Raw genomic sequence first — 15,652 nt, 5'->3', positions numbered from 1 at the left:
CTGTGCCCGCAGAGGTGCGGCCGTGGTGCGGTCTCCAGGTCAAAGGTCGGGCCGCGGTGCCGTCTTGAGCTTCCTGCGCAGGCGATGCCGCTGCGCCCGGACCGTGCTGGGCTCCACGTGCAGCGCATCGGCGGCCATGTCGGTGCTGTAGCCGTCCAGGTCCAGTGCCAGCACCGCGAGTTGCTGCCACGACAGCAGCGGCGCGAGCTGCTTTTGGATGTACTGCTTCACTCCTTCGGCGTCCACCACGCGGTCGGCCGCGCTCGTCCGGGGCGGCCCGTGCCGTTCGGCGAGCACGAGCAGTTGCGTGTCGTCGGCGAGCGGGGCCAAGCGGTTGCGGCGCCCCGCGGCCCGCAGGGCGCCCAGCGTCTCGTTGCGGGTGACCTTGTAGACGTAGGCTTCCGCATGGTCCATCCGGCTCACGCGGTTCCAGTGGGGCAGCACGGCGATCCAGGCCGTCTGCAGGACGTCGTCCGCCTCATGGCCGTGTTCGGCGCCCAGCACCCGTATGACGTACCTGCGCAGGCGTGGCTGCAGACGCTGGTATAAGTCCTCGAAGGACGGTGCCGGGGGCGGCTTTTGCCGCGGGGTGCGGTGCGCGGGCAGTGACCGTTCAAGAGCGTCGGCGGGCCGCGGCTGCCCGGAGTCCGCGTCCTCGCGGCGGTGTTCGACGTCGCGCCCGGCTCCCGCCGGGGCCCGCACGGCCGTGCGGGGCAGGCCGAAGGCCTGCTGCCCGCCCGGGGCGGCGGGCGGCAGGCTCTCGGTGTCGTGTGCTCTCGTCATGATCCTTCGTGGCTGTCGCCGTGCTGGGCGAGCGTCGCGTGCCGCTGTGCGTCCAGCCGCTTCCGACGGCGCTCGCTGAACCACGCGAGTGCGCTCCACAGCGCGCTCGCGATGATCGAAACAATCGTCAGGACCGGAGCGATCTGCTTCGCCAGGCCGATGACCAGGGCCCATCGCCACCACAGCAGCAGCCCGGTCCCGGCGCCGAGAGCCAGCAGCGTGCCGAGCACGAGGGCCCGGTAGTGGTCCTGCATCCAGATGTCGGTGCTCTTGACGGTGCGGCCTGCGATGCCGCGTGCCGCGGCCGCGGCACGCGCGGCACCGCGGGCCGCGCCACGCAAAGGACCGCGGACCGCTCCTTCTGGCTCGGTGCGACTCATGGACAACACCCCTTCGAGGTCGGGGCCGGTCCGACCCGCTGGTGCCGCCGGAGCAGTGCGGGTTCTCCGACGACACCAGCGGTTGGAGGAGACCTCGGTGCACGCGCTCTCGCCAAAGGATTCGTGCGCCCGAAGCCCTGCATGGCCCGTTCGGTATCTGCTCCCTAGGGGGCCGGGGGCCGGCGAACGTGCAACGGGGCGTCCGGGGCGGGGCTGCCGGGGCCCCCGTCGAGCAGGGCCCGCCCCAGCGGCGTGAGGGCGTGCCGCACCCGGGGCCCGTCGCGCCGGGTGGTGAGGAGGCCGGCGGCGCGCAGGATCGAGGCGTGGTGGCTGGCGGTCGCCGCGGAGGTGCCGGTGCGGCGGGCCAGTTCGGCGGTGCCCGCCGGGCCCTGTACCGCCTGGAGCACGCGGGCGCGGGTGCCGCCGAGCAGGGCGGTGAGGCCCTCGCCGGTGGACTGCGTTCCGCAGGCCACGATCGCCGCGCTCTCGGCGAGGGAGCGGGCGAGCGGATAGCGCAGGACCAGGGGGCGTTCCGGCTCGGCGTTGTCCATCAGGACGAGCGGCTGCGAGCAGAAGAAGGTGGGCACGAGCAGCAGTCCGCGGCCGTCCAGGTTCATGTCCAGGTCCATGTCGCAGGGCACGGACAGCACGTCGGGCGTCCAGGAGATGTCGGGGTGCAGGGTGGCGAGGAGGCCGTCGACGCCCGCGTCGACGCTCGTCAGGGCCCGTTGGGCGCGTTCGGTCTGTGCGGCCGCGAGGAGCTGCGCCCAGTAGGGGGCGATGGCCAGGGCGTGGTAGGAGCGCAGTTGGCGCCGTACGAGCTGTGCCCAGGTGCGGTCGCCCTGGTGCAGGGCGTGCACCCAGCGCGGGACGCGCGGGCGCAGGAGGCGGGTGGCGCGCCAGTCCGCCCGCCACTGCCGTCTGGGCAGCGACCAGGTGTGGTCCAGGCTGTCCGCCAGGCTGGGGGTGGCGGCGTGGGTGAACACTTCGGGGGTGTACTCGCCGACCCCCGCGGGCGCCAGGTCGAGCAGCAGCCGCATCTCGGGCCGCAGCCCGCGGCGCGTGCGTTCGCGCCATCCCGACAGGGCGGCGCCGCCGGGCCGGTGGGGGTGCTCGGCGGCCTGGAGCAGCGGCAGGCTCAGGATGGCTTCGGCGAGCGGGTCGGGGGCTCGGGCGACGCGGACGCGGATCAGGTCCTCGGCGGTGAAGTGGATGCGTAACACCGTCGTTTCTCCAGGCACTCGGCTTCGGGGTCGAGCAGGCGGAGCCCGCACCGGCCGGTCGGCGGCGGCCGGTGCGGGCCGCGATCACGCTAGACGCGCGCGGTGGCGGACGGTGGGGCTCCGCGGATGATCTGGCCGGAATCCCCGTACTAGGCCGTGAAATGTCTGGATTCGATGAGCCTCGAAGGGCTTTGAGGTGCGGGTGGGGTGCCCGCGAGACTTGCCGGCGAACGGGGGGAGACAGCCGGCGCCGCTCTCGCGGGGCCGGCTGCCCCGGTCAGCATGCGTCCGCATCCGTACCGGATCAGGGAGATGACCGCTCCATGAAGCTTCGCAGCTCGCTCACCGTCCGCGCCGGGATCGCCTTCGGCGCCGCCCTGGCGACGACCGCCGTCCTCGCGGGCCCCGCGCACGCCGGGGTCTCGGGCCAGTACTCGTTCCGCAACGCGGCCACCGGCAAGTGCCTGGACGTGCAGGGCGGTTCGTCGGCCGACCAGACCGTCCTGCAGCAGTTCAGCTGCAACGGCAAGTCCCACCAGAGATTCTCCCTGGCCTTCCAGGTCGACGACCCGACGTCGCTGCTGCGGGCCCTGCACTCCAACAAGTGCATCCAGGCGTTCAGCAGTACGCCGGGCACGGCCGTCTACCAGCGGCCCTGTGACAACGTCTCGGCGCAGCGCTGGGAGTTCGTCGAGCTGGGCGGCAACTCGGTCACCATCAAGAACGTGGCCACCGGCCTGTGCCTGGACGACGGTGCCGCGCCGTCCGGCAGCCGCCGCGAGGTCCGCCAGAGCGTGTGCACGGGCGCCAGCACGCAGATCTGGTCCCGGTAGTACACGCCGCGCGGGGGTGCCGCCGCTCGCCCCGGGCGGCACCCCCGCACATGCGGGGTGATGTGGGTCACATGCTGTCACGGGGTGCGTGCGGGTGGTGTCTTGGGCTCGAAGCGTTCGAGCCGAGGGAGACAGCATCATGGCGGGGAAGACCGATGTGGTTGTGGTGGGCGGCGGGTACGCCGGCGTGATGGCGGCCAATCGCCTGACGCGGCGCGACGACGTGAGCGTGACGCTGGTCAATCCGCGCCCCGCCTTCGTGCACCGGATCCGTCTGCACCAGGTGGTGGGCGGGACCGGCACCGCTGTCGTCGACTACCGGGAGGTCCTGGCGCGGGACGTGCGGCTGGTGGTCGACAGCGTGACGCGGATCGACGCGGCCGGGCGGAGTGCGCAGCTGGCGAGCGGTGCCGCGGTCGGCTACGACTACCTGCTCTACGCGGTGGGCAGTGGCAGCGCCGGCCCGCAGGTGCCCGGGGCGGCCGAGTTCGCCTACCCGATCGCCGCCCTGGAGGAGGTGCAGCGGCTGCTGCCGGTCCTCGACGCCGCGCCCGTGCCGGCCGCGGTGACGGTCGTCGGAGCCGGCCCGACGGGCATCGAGACCGCCGCCGAGCTGGCGGAGCGGGGCCGTGGTGTCACGCTGGTGTGCGGCGGGGTGCTCGGCCCGTACCTGCACCGGCGGGGGCGGCGGTCGGTGGCGGGGCGGCTTGCGGCGCTCGGGGTGAAGGTCGTGCAAGGTCCCGCCGCGGAGGTGGTGGCGGTGACGCGGGAGGCGGTGCGGCTCGCTGACGGCCGGGAGCTGCCGAGCGCGCTGACCATCTGGACCGCGGGCTTCGGCGTGCCGGACCTGGCCCGCCGCAGCGGCCTCGGCACCGACGCCCTGGGCCGCCTGCTCACCGACGAGACGCTGACGAGCGTGGACGACGACCGCATCGTGGCCGCCGGGGACTCGGCGGCGCCGTCGGGCCTGGCGCTGCGGATGAGCTGCCAGACGGCGATGCCGCTGGGCGCGCGGGCCGCCGACACGATCCTCAGCCGCCTCGCGGGGCAACAGCCCGAGCCGCTGCGCCGGTTGCCCGGGGCGCAGTGCGTCAGCCTGGGCCGGGGCACCGGTGTCTTCCAGTTCGGCAACAGGTCCGATGTGGCGGTGTGGTTCCACATCGGCGGCCGTCTCGGCGCGAGGATGAAGGAGGCCGTGTGCAAGGGCGTCGTGCGGCACCTGGCCGATGAGGCGCGCAAGCCCGGCGGTTACCGCCTGCACCGCCTGAAGGGCGTCGCCGGGCGCCGGGCGGCACTGGCCGGCGCGGGCGCCGGGGCAGCGGCGGCCGACGAGCGGGTCTCGCAGGCTCGCCCGGGGCCGGCCGCGGAAGAGACGATCAAGGCATGAGTGCTGATCACGCCGTCGACCGGGCGACCGGGGCCTTCGTCGCCCACCGCAATCTGCTGTTCACCGTCGCGTACGAGATGCTCGGCTCGGCGGCCGATGCCGAGGACGTCCTGCAGGAGACCTGGCTGCGGTGGGCCGATGTCGACCTCGGGCAGGTGCGCGACCAGCGCGCGTACCTGGTGCGGATCACGACCCGGCAGGCCCTCAACCGGCTGCGCGCGATGTCCCGGCGCAAGGAGTCCTATGTGGGCCCGTGGCTGCCGGAGCCGCTGCTGACCACGCCGGACGTGGCCCAGGACGTCGAACTCGCCGAGAGCGTGTCGATGGCGGTGATGCTGGTCCTGGAGACGCTGTCACCGACCGAGCGGGCCGTTTTCGTGCTGCGCGAGGTCTTCGACATCGGCTACGACGAGATCGCGGCGGCGGTCGGCAAGTCCCCGGCGGCGGTCCGTCAGATCGCGCACCGGGCCCGCCACCACGTGGCCGCCCGGCGTCCGCGCACCGTGGTCTCCCAGCGCCGGAGCCGGGCGGTCGTGGAATCGTTCATGCGGGCCCTGGAGAGCGGGGACCTGCAAGGCCTGCTCGACGTCCTCGCGCCCGACGTCGTCTACATGGGCGACGGCGGCGGCGTGAAGCACGCCGCGCTGCGCCCGGTCCTGGGCGCCGGCAAGGTGGCCCGCCTGCTGACCAGGGGCCTGGCCAGGAACACCGTCCCGATCGCTTTCGGCCCCACCGTCGTCAACGGCGGCCCGGCGCTGTCGGTCCACCTGGACGGCGAGCTGGACAGCATCGTCGCGGCCCAGGTGCAGGACGGCCGCATCACCGGCCTCTACGTCGTCCGCAACCCCGAGAAGCTGTCCCGTATCACGTCGGAGACCCCGCTCACCCTGCGGTGAACGGCCCGGCGGCCGACCGCTGCGCGCCGCGGCGCGGCCGTCCGCCCGGTCACCGGTGCGGGGCCCGCGCGGACCGGCCCGGACACGCGGTGCGCGCGTCCGGGCCCGGCGGCGGCTACACGGCGGGCTTCACCGCCTCCACCAACAGGTGGTAGCCGAAGTGGTTGAAGGGCGGGACTTCGGCGAGGAAGCGTTCCGCCGTGCCGACGAAGCGGCGGACGCCTTCGTCGCGCAGGACCTCGTCGGCCAGCCACACGGCGATGGGTGAGTTGCCGCGCAGGCGGGTGACGGTCATGCCGACGGTGGCGAAGAGCGTGGTGAGGTCGCGCGGGCTGAAGCTGTACCAGGGCGCCACGTACTCCTCGCCGCTGCGGGTGTTGGTGAACAGCAGCTGCTTGCTCTCCACGTCGGTGACGTCGACCGAGGCGAAGCGGTCGCCGGTGAACATCTCCTCGAAGACGGAGTTCTTCACGCCCAGCAGCATCCTGCCGCCCGGCCGCAGGACCCGCTGGACCTCGGCGAAGACCGCCGGCCGGTCCGCCAGCGGGATGTGCATCAGGGCCAGCATGCTGGTGACGGTGTCGAAGGACGCGTCGGGGAAGGGCAGATGGGCCATGTCGCCCTCGCGCAGGTCCGCGCTCAGGCCCCGCTCGTGCAGCTTGCGTTCGGCGACCTCCAGCATGGACCGTGAGATGTCCAGTCCGCTGACCTGCGCGCCCTTGTCGGCCATGGGGACGGTGAACCGGCCGGTGCCGCAGCCGATGTCGAGGACCTTCTCACCGGAGCTGATGCTGTCGATCAGGAAGTCGCGTTCGGACCGGGTGAAGAGGTCGTCGCTGGGGCCTGCGCCGGGGATCCGCTCGTCGTACTCCTCGGCGACCTGCCGGTAGACCGACTTGACGGTGTCCTTCTGCTCGTCGGGGCGCGGGTACCCGTTCGAGACGTTCGTGGGCTGCTGGAAAGTCGTCACGTTGCTTCCTTTTCTCTCTGCGGTCTACGAACGGACGGAGTTGCGGGGCGAACCCGTGGCGCTCAGGGGTCGCGGACCAGGGGGCAGGACAGACAGTGCGGGCCCCCTCTGCCGCGTACCAGCTCGGCGCTGGGGATGGTGAGCACGTCGATGCCGGCCTTGCTCAGCCGGTCGTTGGCCAGGGTGTTGCGGTCGTAGGCGATGACCGTTCCCGGGCGCAGGGTCAGGACGTTGGCGGCGTCGCTCCACTGTTCGCGGCGGGTGGTGAACGCGTCGTCACCGGTGTCGATCAGCCGGATGCCGCTCACCCGCAGGGCGGCGGCCAGGGCGGCGAAGGGCTTGTCCAGGGCCGAGGCGCGCACGGTGTTCCTCGTATCCAGCCGCATCGAGAACCACCGGCACTGGTCGCGGTGGACGCTGCTGATGAGGAAGCTCTCGTGGTCGACCATGGTCATGACGGTGTCGAGGTGCATGCAGGAGCGCGCCCGCGGCAGCAGGACGGCGAAGACGTGGTCGGCCGTGCCGCCGGCCAGCAGGACGCGGGCCATGTGCTCGGCGGCTGCGGGAGTGGTGCGTTCCCCGACGCCGATCACCACGCACCCCGCGCCCGGAAGGAGGATGTCCCCTCCTTCCAGACCTTCAAGGCCTTCCAGACCCTCCAGTCCTTCCAGACCTTCCGGTGCGTCGGGCTCCTGGAGGGCGCGTGCCCCCGCGGCCTGCGCCGCGGCGGCCAGGAGGCGGCCCTCGGTGCGGCGGACCCCGGTCGCCATGGGGTGGGCGCTGTACCGGTCGCGTATCCAGCTGCTGCTGTCGCGTACGAACATGGAGTTCACCAGCGGGGGCAGCACGAACCAGTCGGGCGGGCGGGCCAGGGCGCCGAGGGCGTCATCGGTGCCGCCGGGCCGGTGGGCGGACAGTTCGCGCAGGGTGAGTCCGGCCAGGAGGAGCTCGGCCCGCTGTGCGGGGGCCGCGTCGAGGAGGAGGGCCCGGGTGAGCGCGGCGACGGCGTGGCCCAGGCGCTGTGCCGGGGCCGCGCCCCGCAGGACCCGCCGGCAGGCGGCCTCCGGTTCCAGGGCCGCGGTCAGCACGGACGACAGTTCCACCACGTCGACGCCGTTGGCCCGCAGCAGGGCGGTGAAGCGGTCGTGTTCGTACTGGGCCAGCTCCGGCCAGGGGATCTCGTCGAAGAGGTAGTCGGTGTGGGTGCCGGGCAGCAGGCGCCGCAGTTCGCCTCCCGGGCGGTGGACGAGCACTCTGCGCAGCGTGCCCACCTCGCTGTCGACCCGGGTGCCGTGGAACGCGTGGCGGCCGGCGGCCGGGCGTGGCAGGCCGGTGTCCGCGGGTGCCTCTTCGCCCGGGAGCGCCGGGAGAGCGGGCGGGGAGAGGCTGGGTGTCGTCGAGCGCTTCATGGCCGCCTTCAGCGTCGGGGGTGCCGGTGGGGGGACGTCGCGCCGTTCCCGCGTATCACCGCTTCCGGGGAATGCGGTGACGGATTCGCACCATGCCGGGGACGGCGTCGAAGGGGAGAAACCGACGCCGGTCGCACACCGGGCAGGGCAGGCAGAAGAAAAGAACGGCAGGGCGGGCACGTACAGCCGTTTCGGCTGCCGGTCGGCCGGCCGTTCAGTCGAGAACCAACGTAGGAAGCGGTATATGTAGCTGTCAAGGGTCAACTGGCGTGCCGGGCCCCGGATAGGCGGCTCCATATGTGCGGTGACCTGCTGCCTTGTGAATGGGGCAGAGAAGTCGAAGCCGTTCCCCGTCCTCCGGCGGGCAGGTGGGCGAAAATTGACTCGTTTCAAATCGGCATACGGGGAAGTACGTCTGACGGGGCATCAGTAAATGCAACTTGGCCTGGTAGTACGGGACTTGACATTCGCGTGCGGCACCCCCCCACACTGGGAACAGCCGTCGTCCCGTGCCCCTCGCGCCGGCCGATGAGTGCGCCCGACCGCACGCGTGGAGCAGTACGCGGGACGGCACGCGTATGAGCCGCCCGGTCGACGAGCCGCGGCCCGTGGCCGCCGGACCCGCCGGACGCCCGGCACCGCCCGACGAACTTTCGGCAGCACCCGACGAGTTTCCCGGAACCATCCGACGAGCTTTTCCGAACAATGACGGAGTTTCTGTGCTTGCCGCCTCAGCCATCGATGATCCCGAATTACGCAGCGGAATAAGGAACCTGCTCCGGAAGCCGGAATTGCGGGCAGAACTCGAACGGGTCTGGGCGACGCCGCCCGATGCGGACTGCCCGCATCCCGAGCGCGTTTACAGAGAACTCGGGGAGCGCGGCTGGCTCGCCCCGCACTGGCCGCGCCGGTACGGAGGGCTCGCGGCGAGCGCCTATGCCACCGCGGTGACGGCCGAGGAACTCGCGCTGCACGGCGTTCCGGACAGTGTGCGCGTGAACACGATCGACAACGCCGGCGCCACGCTCCTGGCGGCCGGCAGCGAGGAGCAGCGGCAGCGGTTCTGTCCGGGCATGGCCGCGGGCGAGATCGTGTTCTCCGTGCTGTACACCGAGCCGCACGCGGGCAGCGATCTGGGCAGCATGGCGACGACGGCCGAGCCGGCCGGCGACGGCTGGCGCCTTGCGGGCACCAAGACGTGGAACGCCCGCACCGCCCAGGCCCACTTCGGTGTCTGCGCGGCCCGGGTGCGCGGCCACGGCGACAACGCCTATGCCGCCACCGGCCTGTTCGTCGTTCCTCTGGACCACCCGGGGGTACGGGTGGAGCCGATCGCCACGGTCAACCCCGAGCGGTTCTTCACCGTCCGCCTCGATGACGTCGTGCTGCCCGCCGACGCGCTGGTGGGCGCGCCCGGCCAGGGCTGGTCGCTGCTGTCCGAGGCGCTGGGGATGGAGCGGACCGGTGTGTGTTTCGCGGGCCGGGCCAGGCGCTGGTTCGACCAGCTGGTCGCGGCCCTGCACGCGCGCGGACAGCTGGAGGAGGCCGAACGCGTCCACCGTCTGGGGGCGTTGGACGCCGAGATCCGCTCCTGCCGGCTCCTTGCCTGGCGGGCCGTGCAGGGGCTGGCCGAGGGGCGTCTGAACGGCGCGGCGGCAGCGGCGGCCAAGTGGTGGACCAGTGAGCTGGCCCAGCGCGTGGCCTGGCTCGCCTTCGACCTGCTCGGGCCCGCGGTCCACAGCGACCGGCACTTTCCCGATCTCGTCCTGGCGGCCCGGGAGGCACCCGGGCTGACCCTGGCCGCCGGGACCTCGGAGATCCAGCTGACCACCCTGGCCACCGACCTGCTGGACGGTGGCGACCCGTGGGAGGAACCGACCTGACATGCCGCACGCAACCGGATGGCAGCGCCACCTCGTCCGCGACTTCACCCACAGCATGGCCGCCGCGGGTCTCGCCCCCTCCCCCGCCGGCGCCCACGACGCACTGACCCGCGGCGGATGGCACGCCGCCTGCCTGCCCGCGGACGCCGGCGGGCTCGGCCTGACCTGGTACGAGGCCGCGATGCTCGCCGAGCGGGCGGGCCGCGTCCTGGCCCCCACCCAGGCCCTGGACACGCTCCTCGCCCTGCCCGCCCTGACGGCGGCCGCGCCCCGTGCGGCCGCCGCCGTCCTCGCGGGCACCCGCACCCCGGGGCTGGTCACCCCGGCGCAACTGCGGGCCTCGCGGGTCCCCTCCGGCGAGGCGGCGGCCTACCGCTTCACCGCGGGGCCGCCCGGCCTCGTCCTGCTCCCGGCCCCCGACGCCCCCGCGGAGGTCGCCTGCGTGGAGGTGGCCGCGGGCGACGGCGTGCGGGTCGCCACCCCCGGGGACGAGCTGTGGCAGATGCGCGCCGGCCGGCCCGGACGCCGCAGCCCGGAGGTCTTCCGCACCCCGGCCGGCGCGCTGTGGGCCGCCACCGCCCTGCTGCGCAACGCCCATCTGGCCGGGGTGTGCCTGGCCGCGGTGGAGACGGCCGTCGACCGCTTGCGCTCCCGCCGCCAGTTCGGCCGGCCCCTGGCGGCGCAGCAGGCGCTGGTCCACCCCCTGGCCGCGCACCGGGCCCGCCTGGAGGCCCTGCGTCTGGAGAACGACGCCCAGCTGCTCAAGCTCGACGAATGCGCCGGCCAGCCCACCTTGGGCCGGGCCAGGCACTACGCCGACGTCGAGGCCGACGCGGCCACGGTCGGTGGTGTGCTGTGGTCCCTGCTGCGGGAGTGCGTCCGCCACGCCGTGCACGTCCACGGGGCATCGGGGCTGCAGGACGGGCAGCCGGTCGCCCTCGCGCACCGTCTCGTCCTCACCGAGACCGCCCGCCTTGGCCCCGACGCCCGGCAGCCCGCCTGGAACACCGGCGCCCCGACGGCCAAGGAACCCGCCCTGCTGCGGGGCATCGGCCGCCTGCGCACCCCCTCCCCCCGCCACCTGGCACAGCGGCGCGAGCCCGCCCTCGTACGCGAGGCCCGTACCGACGCCCCGACCGGCCCGTGTGCGCACGAGATGTTCGCGCGGGCGGCGGCGCGCCACCCCGAGGCGGTCGCGGTGCGCACCGCGACCCAGGAGCTCACCTACCGGCAGCTGAACGCCGACGCCGACCGGCTCGCCGACGCCCTGGGCGGGCGCGGCATCGGCCGCGACGACGTGGTGGGCCTGCACATGGGGCACGGTGCCGACACCGTCACCGCGATCCTCGGCGTGCTGAAGGCCGGAGCCGCCTACCTGCCCCTGGATCCCGGATATCCGGCCGAGCGCCTCGCCTTCGTGATCCAGGACAGCAGGGCCGCCGCGGTCCTCACCGACGACAGGCAGGCCGCTTCGGTCCTCACCGGCAGCGGACAGGGCGCCGCGGACCGCACCGGCAGCGGACAGGCGGGCGCGGCCCCGGCCGGTACCGTACCGGTCTGGACGGCGGCGGAACTGCTCTCCCGCGCCGCCGAGCGCCCCCTGCCCGCCAGGGTGCCGGGGGCCCGCCCGGACTCGCTGGCCTATCTGATCTACACCTCGGGCTCCACCGGCACCCCCAAGGGCGTCGAAGTGGAACACCGCGGGCTCGCCAACCGGCTGCGCTGGGACGCCGCCGCCTTCCCGCTGGGGCCGGGGGACGCGGTGCTGCAGCACACCTCCCTCAGTTTCGACATCTCGGTGTGGGAGGTCTTCGCGCCCCTGATGTCGGGAGCCACCCTCGTCGTGGCGGCTCCCGGCGCCTCCGGCGACCCGCGGCGGCTGCTGCGGGACATGCGCCGCGACCAGGTCAGCGTCCTGGCCTGCGTGCCGTCTCTGCTCGACCTGCTGGTGGCGGAGCGGGAGCCGGGCCTGGCCGACGTCGGCGGCCTGCGGTACGTCTTCTGCGGCGGGGAGACCCTCTCCCCCGAGCTGTGCCGCCGCTTCCACGCCCTTGGCCTGTCCGCGCAGTTGCACAACTTCTACGGCCCCAGCGAGTGCACCATCGACGTGACGTCCTGGCACTGCCGGCCGCAGCAGGACGACGCTCCCGTCCCGATCGGCCGCCCGCTGGACAACGTCACCGTCCACGTCTTCGACGAGACGGGCGCCCTCGTCCCGCCCGGCTACCCCGGCGAACTGTACGTGGGCGGCGCCGGGGTGGCCCGGGGCTACCGCAACCGGCCCGGCCTCACGGCCGAACGCTTCGTCGCGGACCCCTTCTCCGGCCGGCCGGACGCGCGCCTGTACCGCACGGGCGACCTGGTCCGGATGGGCCGGGACGGGGTGGTGCACTTCCTGGGCCGCTCCGACGGCCAGGTCAAGGTCAGCGGCCACCGCATCGAGCTGGACGAGATCAGGTGCACCCTGGAACGGCACCCCGGGGTGCGCACGGCGGTGGTCCAGGTCCGCCAGGAGCGGATCGAGGCACACGTCGTCCCCGTCGGGCCCCCGGAGGCCGCGCCCGGCATCGAGGAACTGGTGGACCACGCCAGGCTCTCCCTGCCCGCCTACATGGTCCCCGCCGCTCTCGCCACCGTCGCCACGCTGCCGGTGACCCGCAACGGGAAGATCGACCACCGTGCGCTGCCGCCGCTACGGACACCGCGCCCCGCCCCGGCAGGAGACGCGGACGCCGCCGGTGCGGGGAACGCGGAGGAGCAGGCCCTTGCGGCCCTCGCCGCGCGCGTCCTGGGCCTGGACACGCTGGGGCCGGGCGACGACTTCTTCGCCGCCGGAGGAAGTTCCCTGCACGCGGCCCGCTTCGTGTCCCGCGTGCGCAGCGAGCGGGGTCTGGACGTACGCCTGGAGCAGTTCCTGGCCGCGCCCACCGTCAGGGAACTCGCGCGGGCCGCATCCCCCCGGGCCGGGCGCGGGGAGGAGAGCGCGTGAGCGCCGGCACCGGCCGCGACGGCCCGAACCCCTGGGTGGTGCGCTCGGGCGCGGCCCGCGACAGCTGCCGTATCCGCCTGGTGTGCTTCCCGCACGCCGGTGCGGGCGCATCCGTCTACCGGCCCTGGATCACGGCGCTGGCCCCGGAGGTGGAGGTCCTGCCCCTGGTGCTGCCGGGCCGCGACAGCCGCTGGCGGGAACCCGCGCACACCGGCATGAGCGGCCTGGCCCGCGCCGCCGCCGAAGGGCTCGCGGCCTTCTTCCGTGCCGAGGAGCGGCAGGTGCCGTACGCGTTCTTCGGGCACAGCCTGGGCGCCGTCGTGGCATACGAGACGGCCCGCGCCCTCGGCCGGCCGGGACCCGGCCCGCAGCTGCTGGTGGTGTCGGCCAGTGCGCCTCCCGCCCGCGCGGCCGCCTCGAGCCGCGGCTGTCACACCCTGCCCGACGAGGAGTTCCTGGCCGAGGTGGACCGTCTGGGCGGCCTTTCGCCCGGCGTCCTCGGTGAGGCGGAACTCGTACGGCTGCTGCTGCCGGTGCTGCGGGCGGACTTCACCCTCGCCGAGACCTACGCCCCCGCGCCCGGCCCGCCGCTGTCCTGCCCCGTGGCCGTGTACGCGGGCCGGGACGACACCGGCGTGCGCGAAGCGCACCTGGCGCAGTGGCAGGAGGTCACCGAGGTGCGCCCGGTCGTCCACCGCACGTTCCCCGGCGGCCACTTCTACCTCGACGGCGCCCGCCCCGACCTGGTCCGCGCCCTGCGGCAGGACCTGGGGGCGGCCGCGGAACCGGTCAGAGCCGGTGGCACCGCCCCGCGCCCCGTACCGCACCCCGCCGGGCCCAAGGAGTTCTCATGACCGTGACGACCCGCCCCGCCGCCACCGTTCCCCACCCCCTGGCCCCGCTGGCTCCCGAGGAGATCCGGGAAGCGGTGCGGGTGGTCAGGGACCAGCAGGGCCTCACCCCCGACACCCGGTTCGTGATGATCTCCCTGCGGGAACCGGACAAACAGCGCCTGCTGTCCTACGACGGCACCGAGCCGCTCCCCCGCGACGTGGCCATGGTGCTGCGCGACCGTGGGCGGCGCCGCACCTACGAAGCCGTCGTGTCCCTGGACACCGGGCAGGTCACCGACTGGCGGCACCTGCCCGGGGTGCAGACGGCCATCACCGAGGAGGAGTTCGCCCAGTGCGAGGCCGCCGTGCGCGCCGATCCGCGCTGGCAGCAGGCGATGCGGCGCCGCGGTGTCGAGGACTTCTCCCTGGCCATGGTGGACGCCTGGCCGCCGGGCCACACCGGGGAACTCGACGACGCCTGCGGCCGGCGTCTGGCCTGCCCGCTGACCTTCGTGCGCGCCCACCCCGGCGACAACGGCTACGCCCGCCCGGTGGAGAACCTCGTGGCCCTGGTGGACCTGGACTCCATGGAGGTCCTCGAGGTGACCGACCGGGGCACGGTGCCGCTGCCTCCGCTGGCGGGCAACTACGACCCGGACGTACGCAGCCCGGACGGCAACTGGCCCGCCGTCGTGGAGGAACGCCGCGACCTGCGGCCCATCGACATCACCCAGCCCGAGGGCCCGAGCTTCACGGTGGACGGCTACGCGGTGCGGTGGCAGAAGTGGGAGTTCCGCATCGGCTTCACCGTCCGCGAGGGCCTGGTCCTGCACCAGATCGGCTACCGCGACCAGGGGCGGCTCCGGCCGATCCTGCACCGCGCCTCCCTGGCGGAGATGTACACCCCCTACGGCGACCCGGGCTTCACCCACTACCGCAAGAACGCCTTCGACGAGGGCGAGTACGGGGCCGGGTTCATGGTCAACGCCCTGGAGCTCGGCTGCGACTGCCTGGGCGAGATCCACTACTTCGACGCCGTCGTCCACGACCAGGACGGCGCACCCGTCACGCTGCCCCACGCCGTGTGCATGCACGAAGAAGACATGAACATCGCCTGGAAGCACACCGACTTCCGCACCGGCAAGGTCGTCACCCGCCGCCGGCGCCGGCTGGTCGTCTCCTCCTTCGCCGTCCTGGGCAACTACCAGTACGGCTACTTCTGGTACCTGTACCTGGACGGCACGATCGAGTTCGAGGTCAAGCTGACCGGCATGATCTCCACCGGCGCCTTCTCCGGCACCTGCCCGCCCTACGGAACCGCCGTCGCCCCGGGCCTGTACGGCCCCCACCACCAGCACTTCTTCTCCATGCGCCTGGACATGGCGCTGGACGGCCCGCACAACTCCGTCTACGAAGTGGACTCCGTGGCCCTGCCGGTGAACGAGGACAACCCGCACGCCAACGCCTGGCAGACCCGGCACCGGCTGCTGCGCTGTGAGCGCCAGGCGCAGCAGCGCACCGCCCACGCCGCCACCGGCCGCTTCTGGAACATCGTCAACCCTGAACGGCGCAACGGCCTGGGGCAGCCCGTGGGCTACCAGCTGGTCCCCCGTTCGGGGCTGCTGCCGATGCAGCCCGAAGGCAGCCAGGCCTGGAAGCGGGCACGCTTCTGCTACGGGCATCTGTGGGTCACCGCCTACGACCGCACACAGATGTACGCGGCCGGGGACTATCCCAACCAGAGCCGCGGCGGCGCGGGGCTGCCCGCCTTCGTGCAGGGCGACCGGCCGCTGGAGAACGCCGACGTGGTCCTGTGGCACACCTTCGGCGAGCACCACGTCGTACGCCCCGAGGACTGGCCCGCCATGCCGGTGGTGAGCACCGGCTTCTCGCTGCGCCCCAACGGGTTCTTCGACGGCAACCCCGCCCTCGACCTGCCCGCGCCGCACGCCTGCACCGGTACCGCCGCGGGCCCCGGCACCGGCACCGCCGCAGGCCGCGACACCGAGACCGGCACCGGCACCGGCACCGGCACGGACGCCTGCCACGGCCCGCACTGCCACTGA

At 73.6% G+C, this 15,652-nt stretch carries 12 protein-coding genes; 7 read left to right on the top strand and 5 right to left on the bottom strand.

Annotation, left to right across the window (positions count from 1 at the left end):
• Positions 1-39 precede the first annotated feature (39 nt).
• The 3 genes from GPA10_RS28100 to GPA10_RS43795 all read right to left on the bottom strand — a co-directional run bounded on the left by GPA10_RS28100 (position 40) and on the right by GPA10_RS43795 (position 2,386).
• Positions 40-783 (bottom strand): RNA polymerase sigma factor, encoded by a 744-nt coding sequence (locus tag GPA10_RS28100; protein ID WP_157167930.1) that lies wholly within the window; start codon positions 781-783, stop codon positions 40-42.
• On the bottom strand, positions 780-1,163 hold the full coding sequence (locus tag GPA10_RS28095) for a hypothetical protein (protein WP_157167929.1): 384 nt from the start codon (positions 1,161-1,163) through the stop codon (positions 780-782). The genes GPA10_RS28100 and GPA10_RS28095 overlap by 4 nt, the downstream gene beginning before the upstream one ends.
• A gap of 164 nt (positions 1,164-1,327) precedes the next feature.
• The gene (locus GPA10_RS43795) at positions 1,328-2,386 is read right to left on the bottom strand and encodes a helix-turn-helix domain-containing protein (protein ID WP_157167928.1); all 1,059 of its coding nucleotides are present in this window, start codon (positions 2,384-2,386) and stop codon (positions 1,328-1,330) included.
• Between the two features lie 323 nt (positions 2,387-2,709).
• On the opposite strand from GPA10_RS43795, the gene GPA10_RS28085 reads away from it, so the two are divergent.
• The 3 genes from GPA10_RS28085 (at position 2,710) to GPA10_RS28075 (ending at position 5,502) form a co-directional block, all read left to right on the top strand.
• Positions 2,710-3,219, top strand: coding sequence for an RICIN domain-containing protein (locus GPA10_RS28085; RefSeq protein WP_157167927.1), 510 nt, complete (start codon positions 2,710-2,712; stop codon positions 3,217-3,219).
• Between the two features lie 139 nt (positions 3,220-3,358).
• Complete coding sequence (locus tag GPA10_RS28080) at positions 3,359-4,606, top strand: NAD(P)/FAD-dependent oxidoreductase (RefSeq protein ID WP_157167926.1); 1,248 nt, start codon at positions 3,359-3,361, stop codon at positions 4,604-4,606.
• Positions 4,603-5,502: an RNA polymerase sigma-70 factor gene (locus GPA10_RS28075; RefSeq protein ID WP_157167925.1), complete on the top strand. Its 900-nt coding sequence runs from the start codon at positions 4,603-4,605 to the stop codon at positions 5,500-5,502. Before GPA10_RS28080 ends, GPA10_RS28075 begins: the two co-directional genes overlap by 4 nt.
• Positions 5,503-5,617: 115 nt before the next feature.
• Here GPA10_RS28075 and GPA10_RS28070 read toward each other — a convergent pair whose 3' ends face one another.
• Both GPA10_RS28070 and GPA10_RS28065 read right to left on the bottom strand, forming a co-directional pair.
• Entirely contained in the window at positions 5,618-6,472 is an 855-nt protein-coding gene (locus tag GPA10_RS28070) for a class I SAM-dependent methyltransferase (protein WP_343041400.1), read from the bottom strand.
• A gap of 62 nt (positions 6,473-6,534) precedes the next feature.
• A complete protein-coding gene (locus GPA10_RS28065; RefSeq protein WP_157167924.1) occupies positions 6,535-7,881 on the bottom strand; it encodes an arginine deiminase in 1,347 nt (448 codons plus the stop codon).
• A 791-nt stretch (positions 7,882-8,672) separates the two neighbouring features.
• On the opposite strand from GPA10_RS28065, the gene GPA10_RS28060 reads away from it, so the two are divergent.
• From GPA10_RS28060 to GPA10_RS28045, 4 genes are read left to right on the top strand one after another with little or no spacing between them, the layout of a single operon-like run.
• Positions 8,673-9,764, top strand: a complete 1,092-nt coding sequence (locus GPA10_RS28060) for an acyl-CoA dehydrogenase family protein (RefSeq protein ID WP_157167923.1) — start codon at positions 8,673-8,675, stop codon at positions 9,762-9,764.
• A gap of 1 nt (position 9,765) precedes the next feature.
• A complete protein-coding gene (locus tag GPA10_RS28055; RefSeq protein WP_157167922.1) occupies positions 9,766-12,753 on the top strand; it encodes an amino acid adenylation domain-containing protein in 2,988 nt (995 codons plus the stop codon).
• Complete coding sequence (locus GPA10_RS28050; protein WP_343041399.1) at positions 12,750-13,607, top strand: thioesterase II family protein; 858 nt, start codon at positions 12,750-12,752, stop codon at positions 13,605-13,607. Before GPA10_RS28055 ends, GPA10_RS28050 begins: the two co-directional genes overlap by 4 nt.
• Positions 13,604-15,652 carry a primary-amine oxidase gene (locus GPA10_RS28045; RefSeq protein WP_157167921.1) on the top strand — a complete coding sequence of 683 codons (2,049 nt, stop codon included), beginning with the start codon at positions 13,604-13,606 and terminating at the stop codon, positions 15,650-15,652. Before GPA10_RS28050 ends, GPA10_RS28045 begins: the two co-directional genes overlap by 4 nt.

This window comes from Streptomyces typhae, from assembly GCF_009755605.1.
GTDB classification, from domain to species: Bacteria; Actinomycetota; Actinomycetes; order Streptomycetales; family Streptomycetaceae; genus Streptomyces; species Streptomyces typhae.
The sequence above is the reverse complement of the archived record's forward strand: the minus strand, read 5'-3'. Positions and strand labels throughout refer to the sequence as shown.

Coding starts and splice junctions, on each gene's coding strand:
- GPA10_RS28080 (WP_157167926.1), top strand. CDS start 3,359: ATGGCGGGGAAGACCGATGTGGTTGTGGTGGGCGGCGGGTACGCCGGC.
- GPA10_RS28045 (WP_157167921.1), top strand. CDS start 13,604: ATGACCGTGACGACCCGCCCCGCCGCCACCGTTCCCCACCCCCTGGCC.
- GPA10_RS28075 (WP_157167925.1), top strand. CDS start 4,603: ATGAGTGCTGATCACGCCGTCGACCGGGCGACCGGGGCCTTCGTCGCC.
- GPA10_RS28085 (WP_157167927.1), top strand. CDS start 2,710: ATGAAGCTTCGCAGCTCGCTCACCGTCCGCGCCGGGATCGCCTTCGGC.
- GPA10_RS28065 (WP_157167924.1), bottom strand. CDS start 7,881: ATGAAGCGCTCGACGACACCCAGCCTCTCCCCGCCCGCTCTCCCGGCG.
- GPA10_RS28100 (WP_157167930.1), bottom strand. CDS start 783: ATGACGAGAGCACACGACACCGAGAGCCTGCCGCCCGCCGCCCCGGGC.
- GPA10_RS28095 (WP_157167929.1), bottom strand. CDS start 1,163: ATGAGTCGCACCGAGCCAGAAGGAGCGGTCCGCGGTCCTTTGCGTGGC.
- GPA10_RS28055 (WP_157167922.1), top strand. CDS start 9,766: ATGCCGCACGCAACCGGATGGCAGCGCCACCTCGTCCGCGACTTCACC.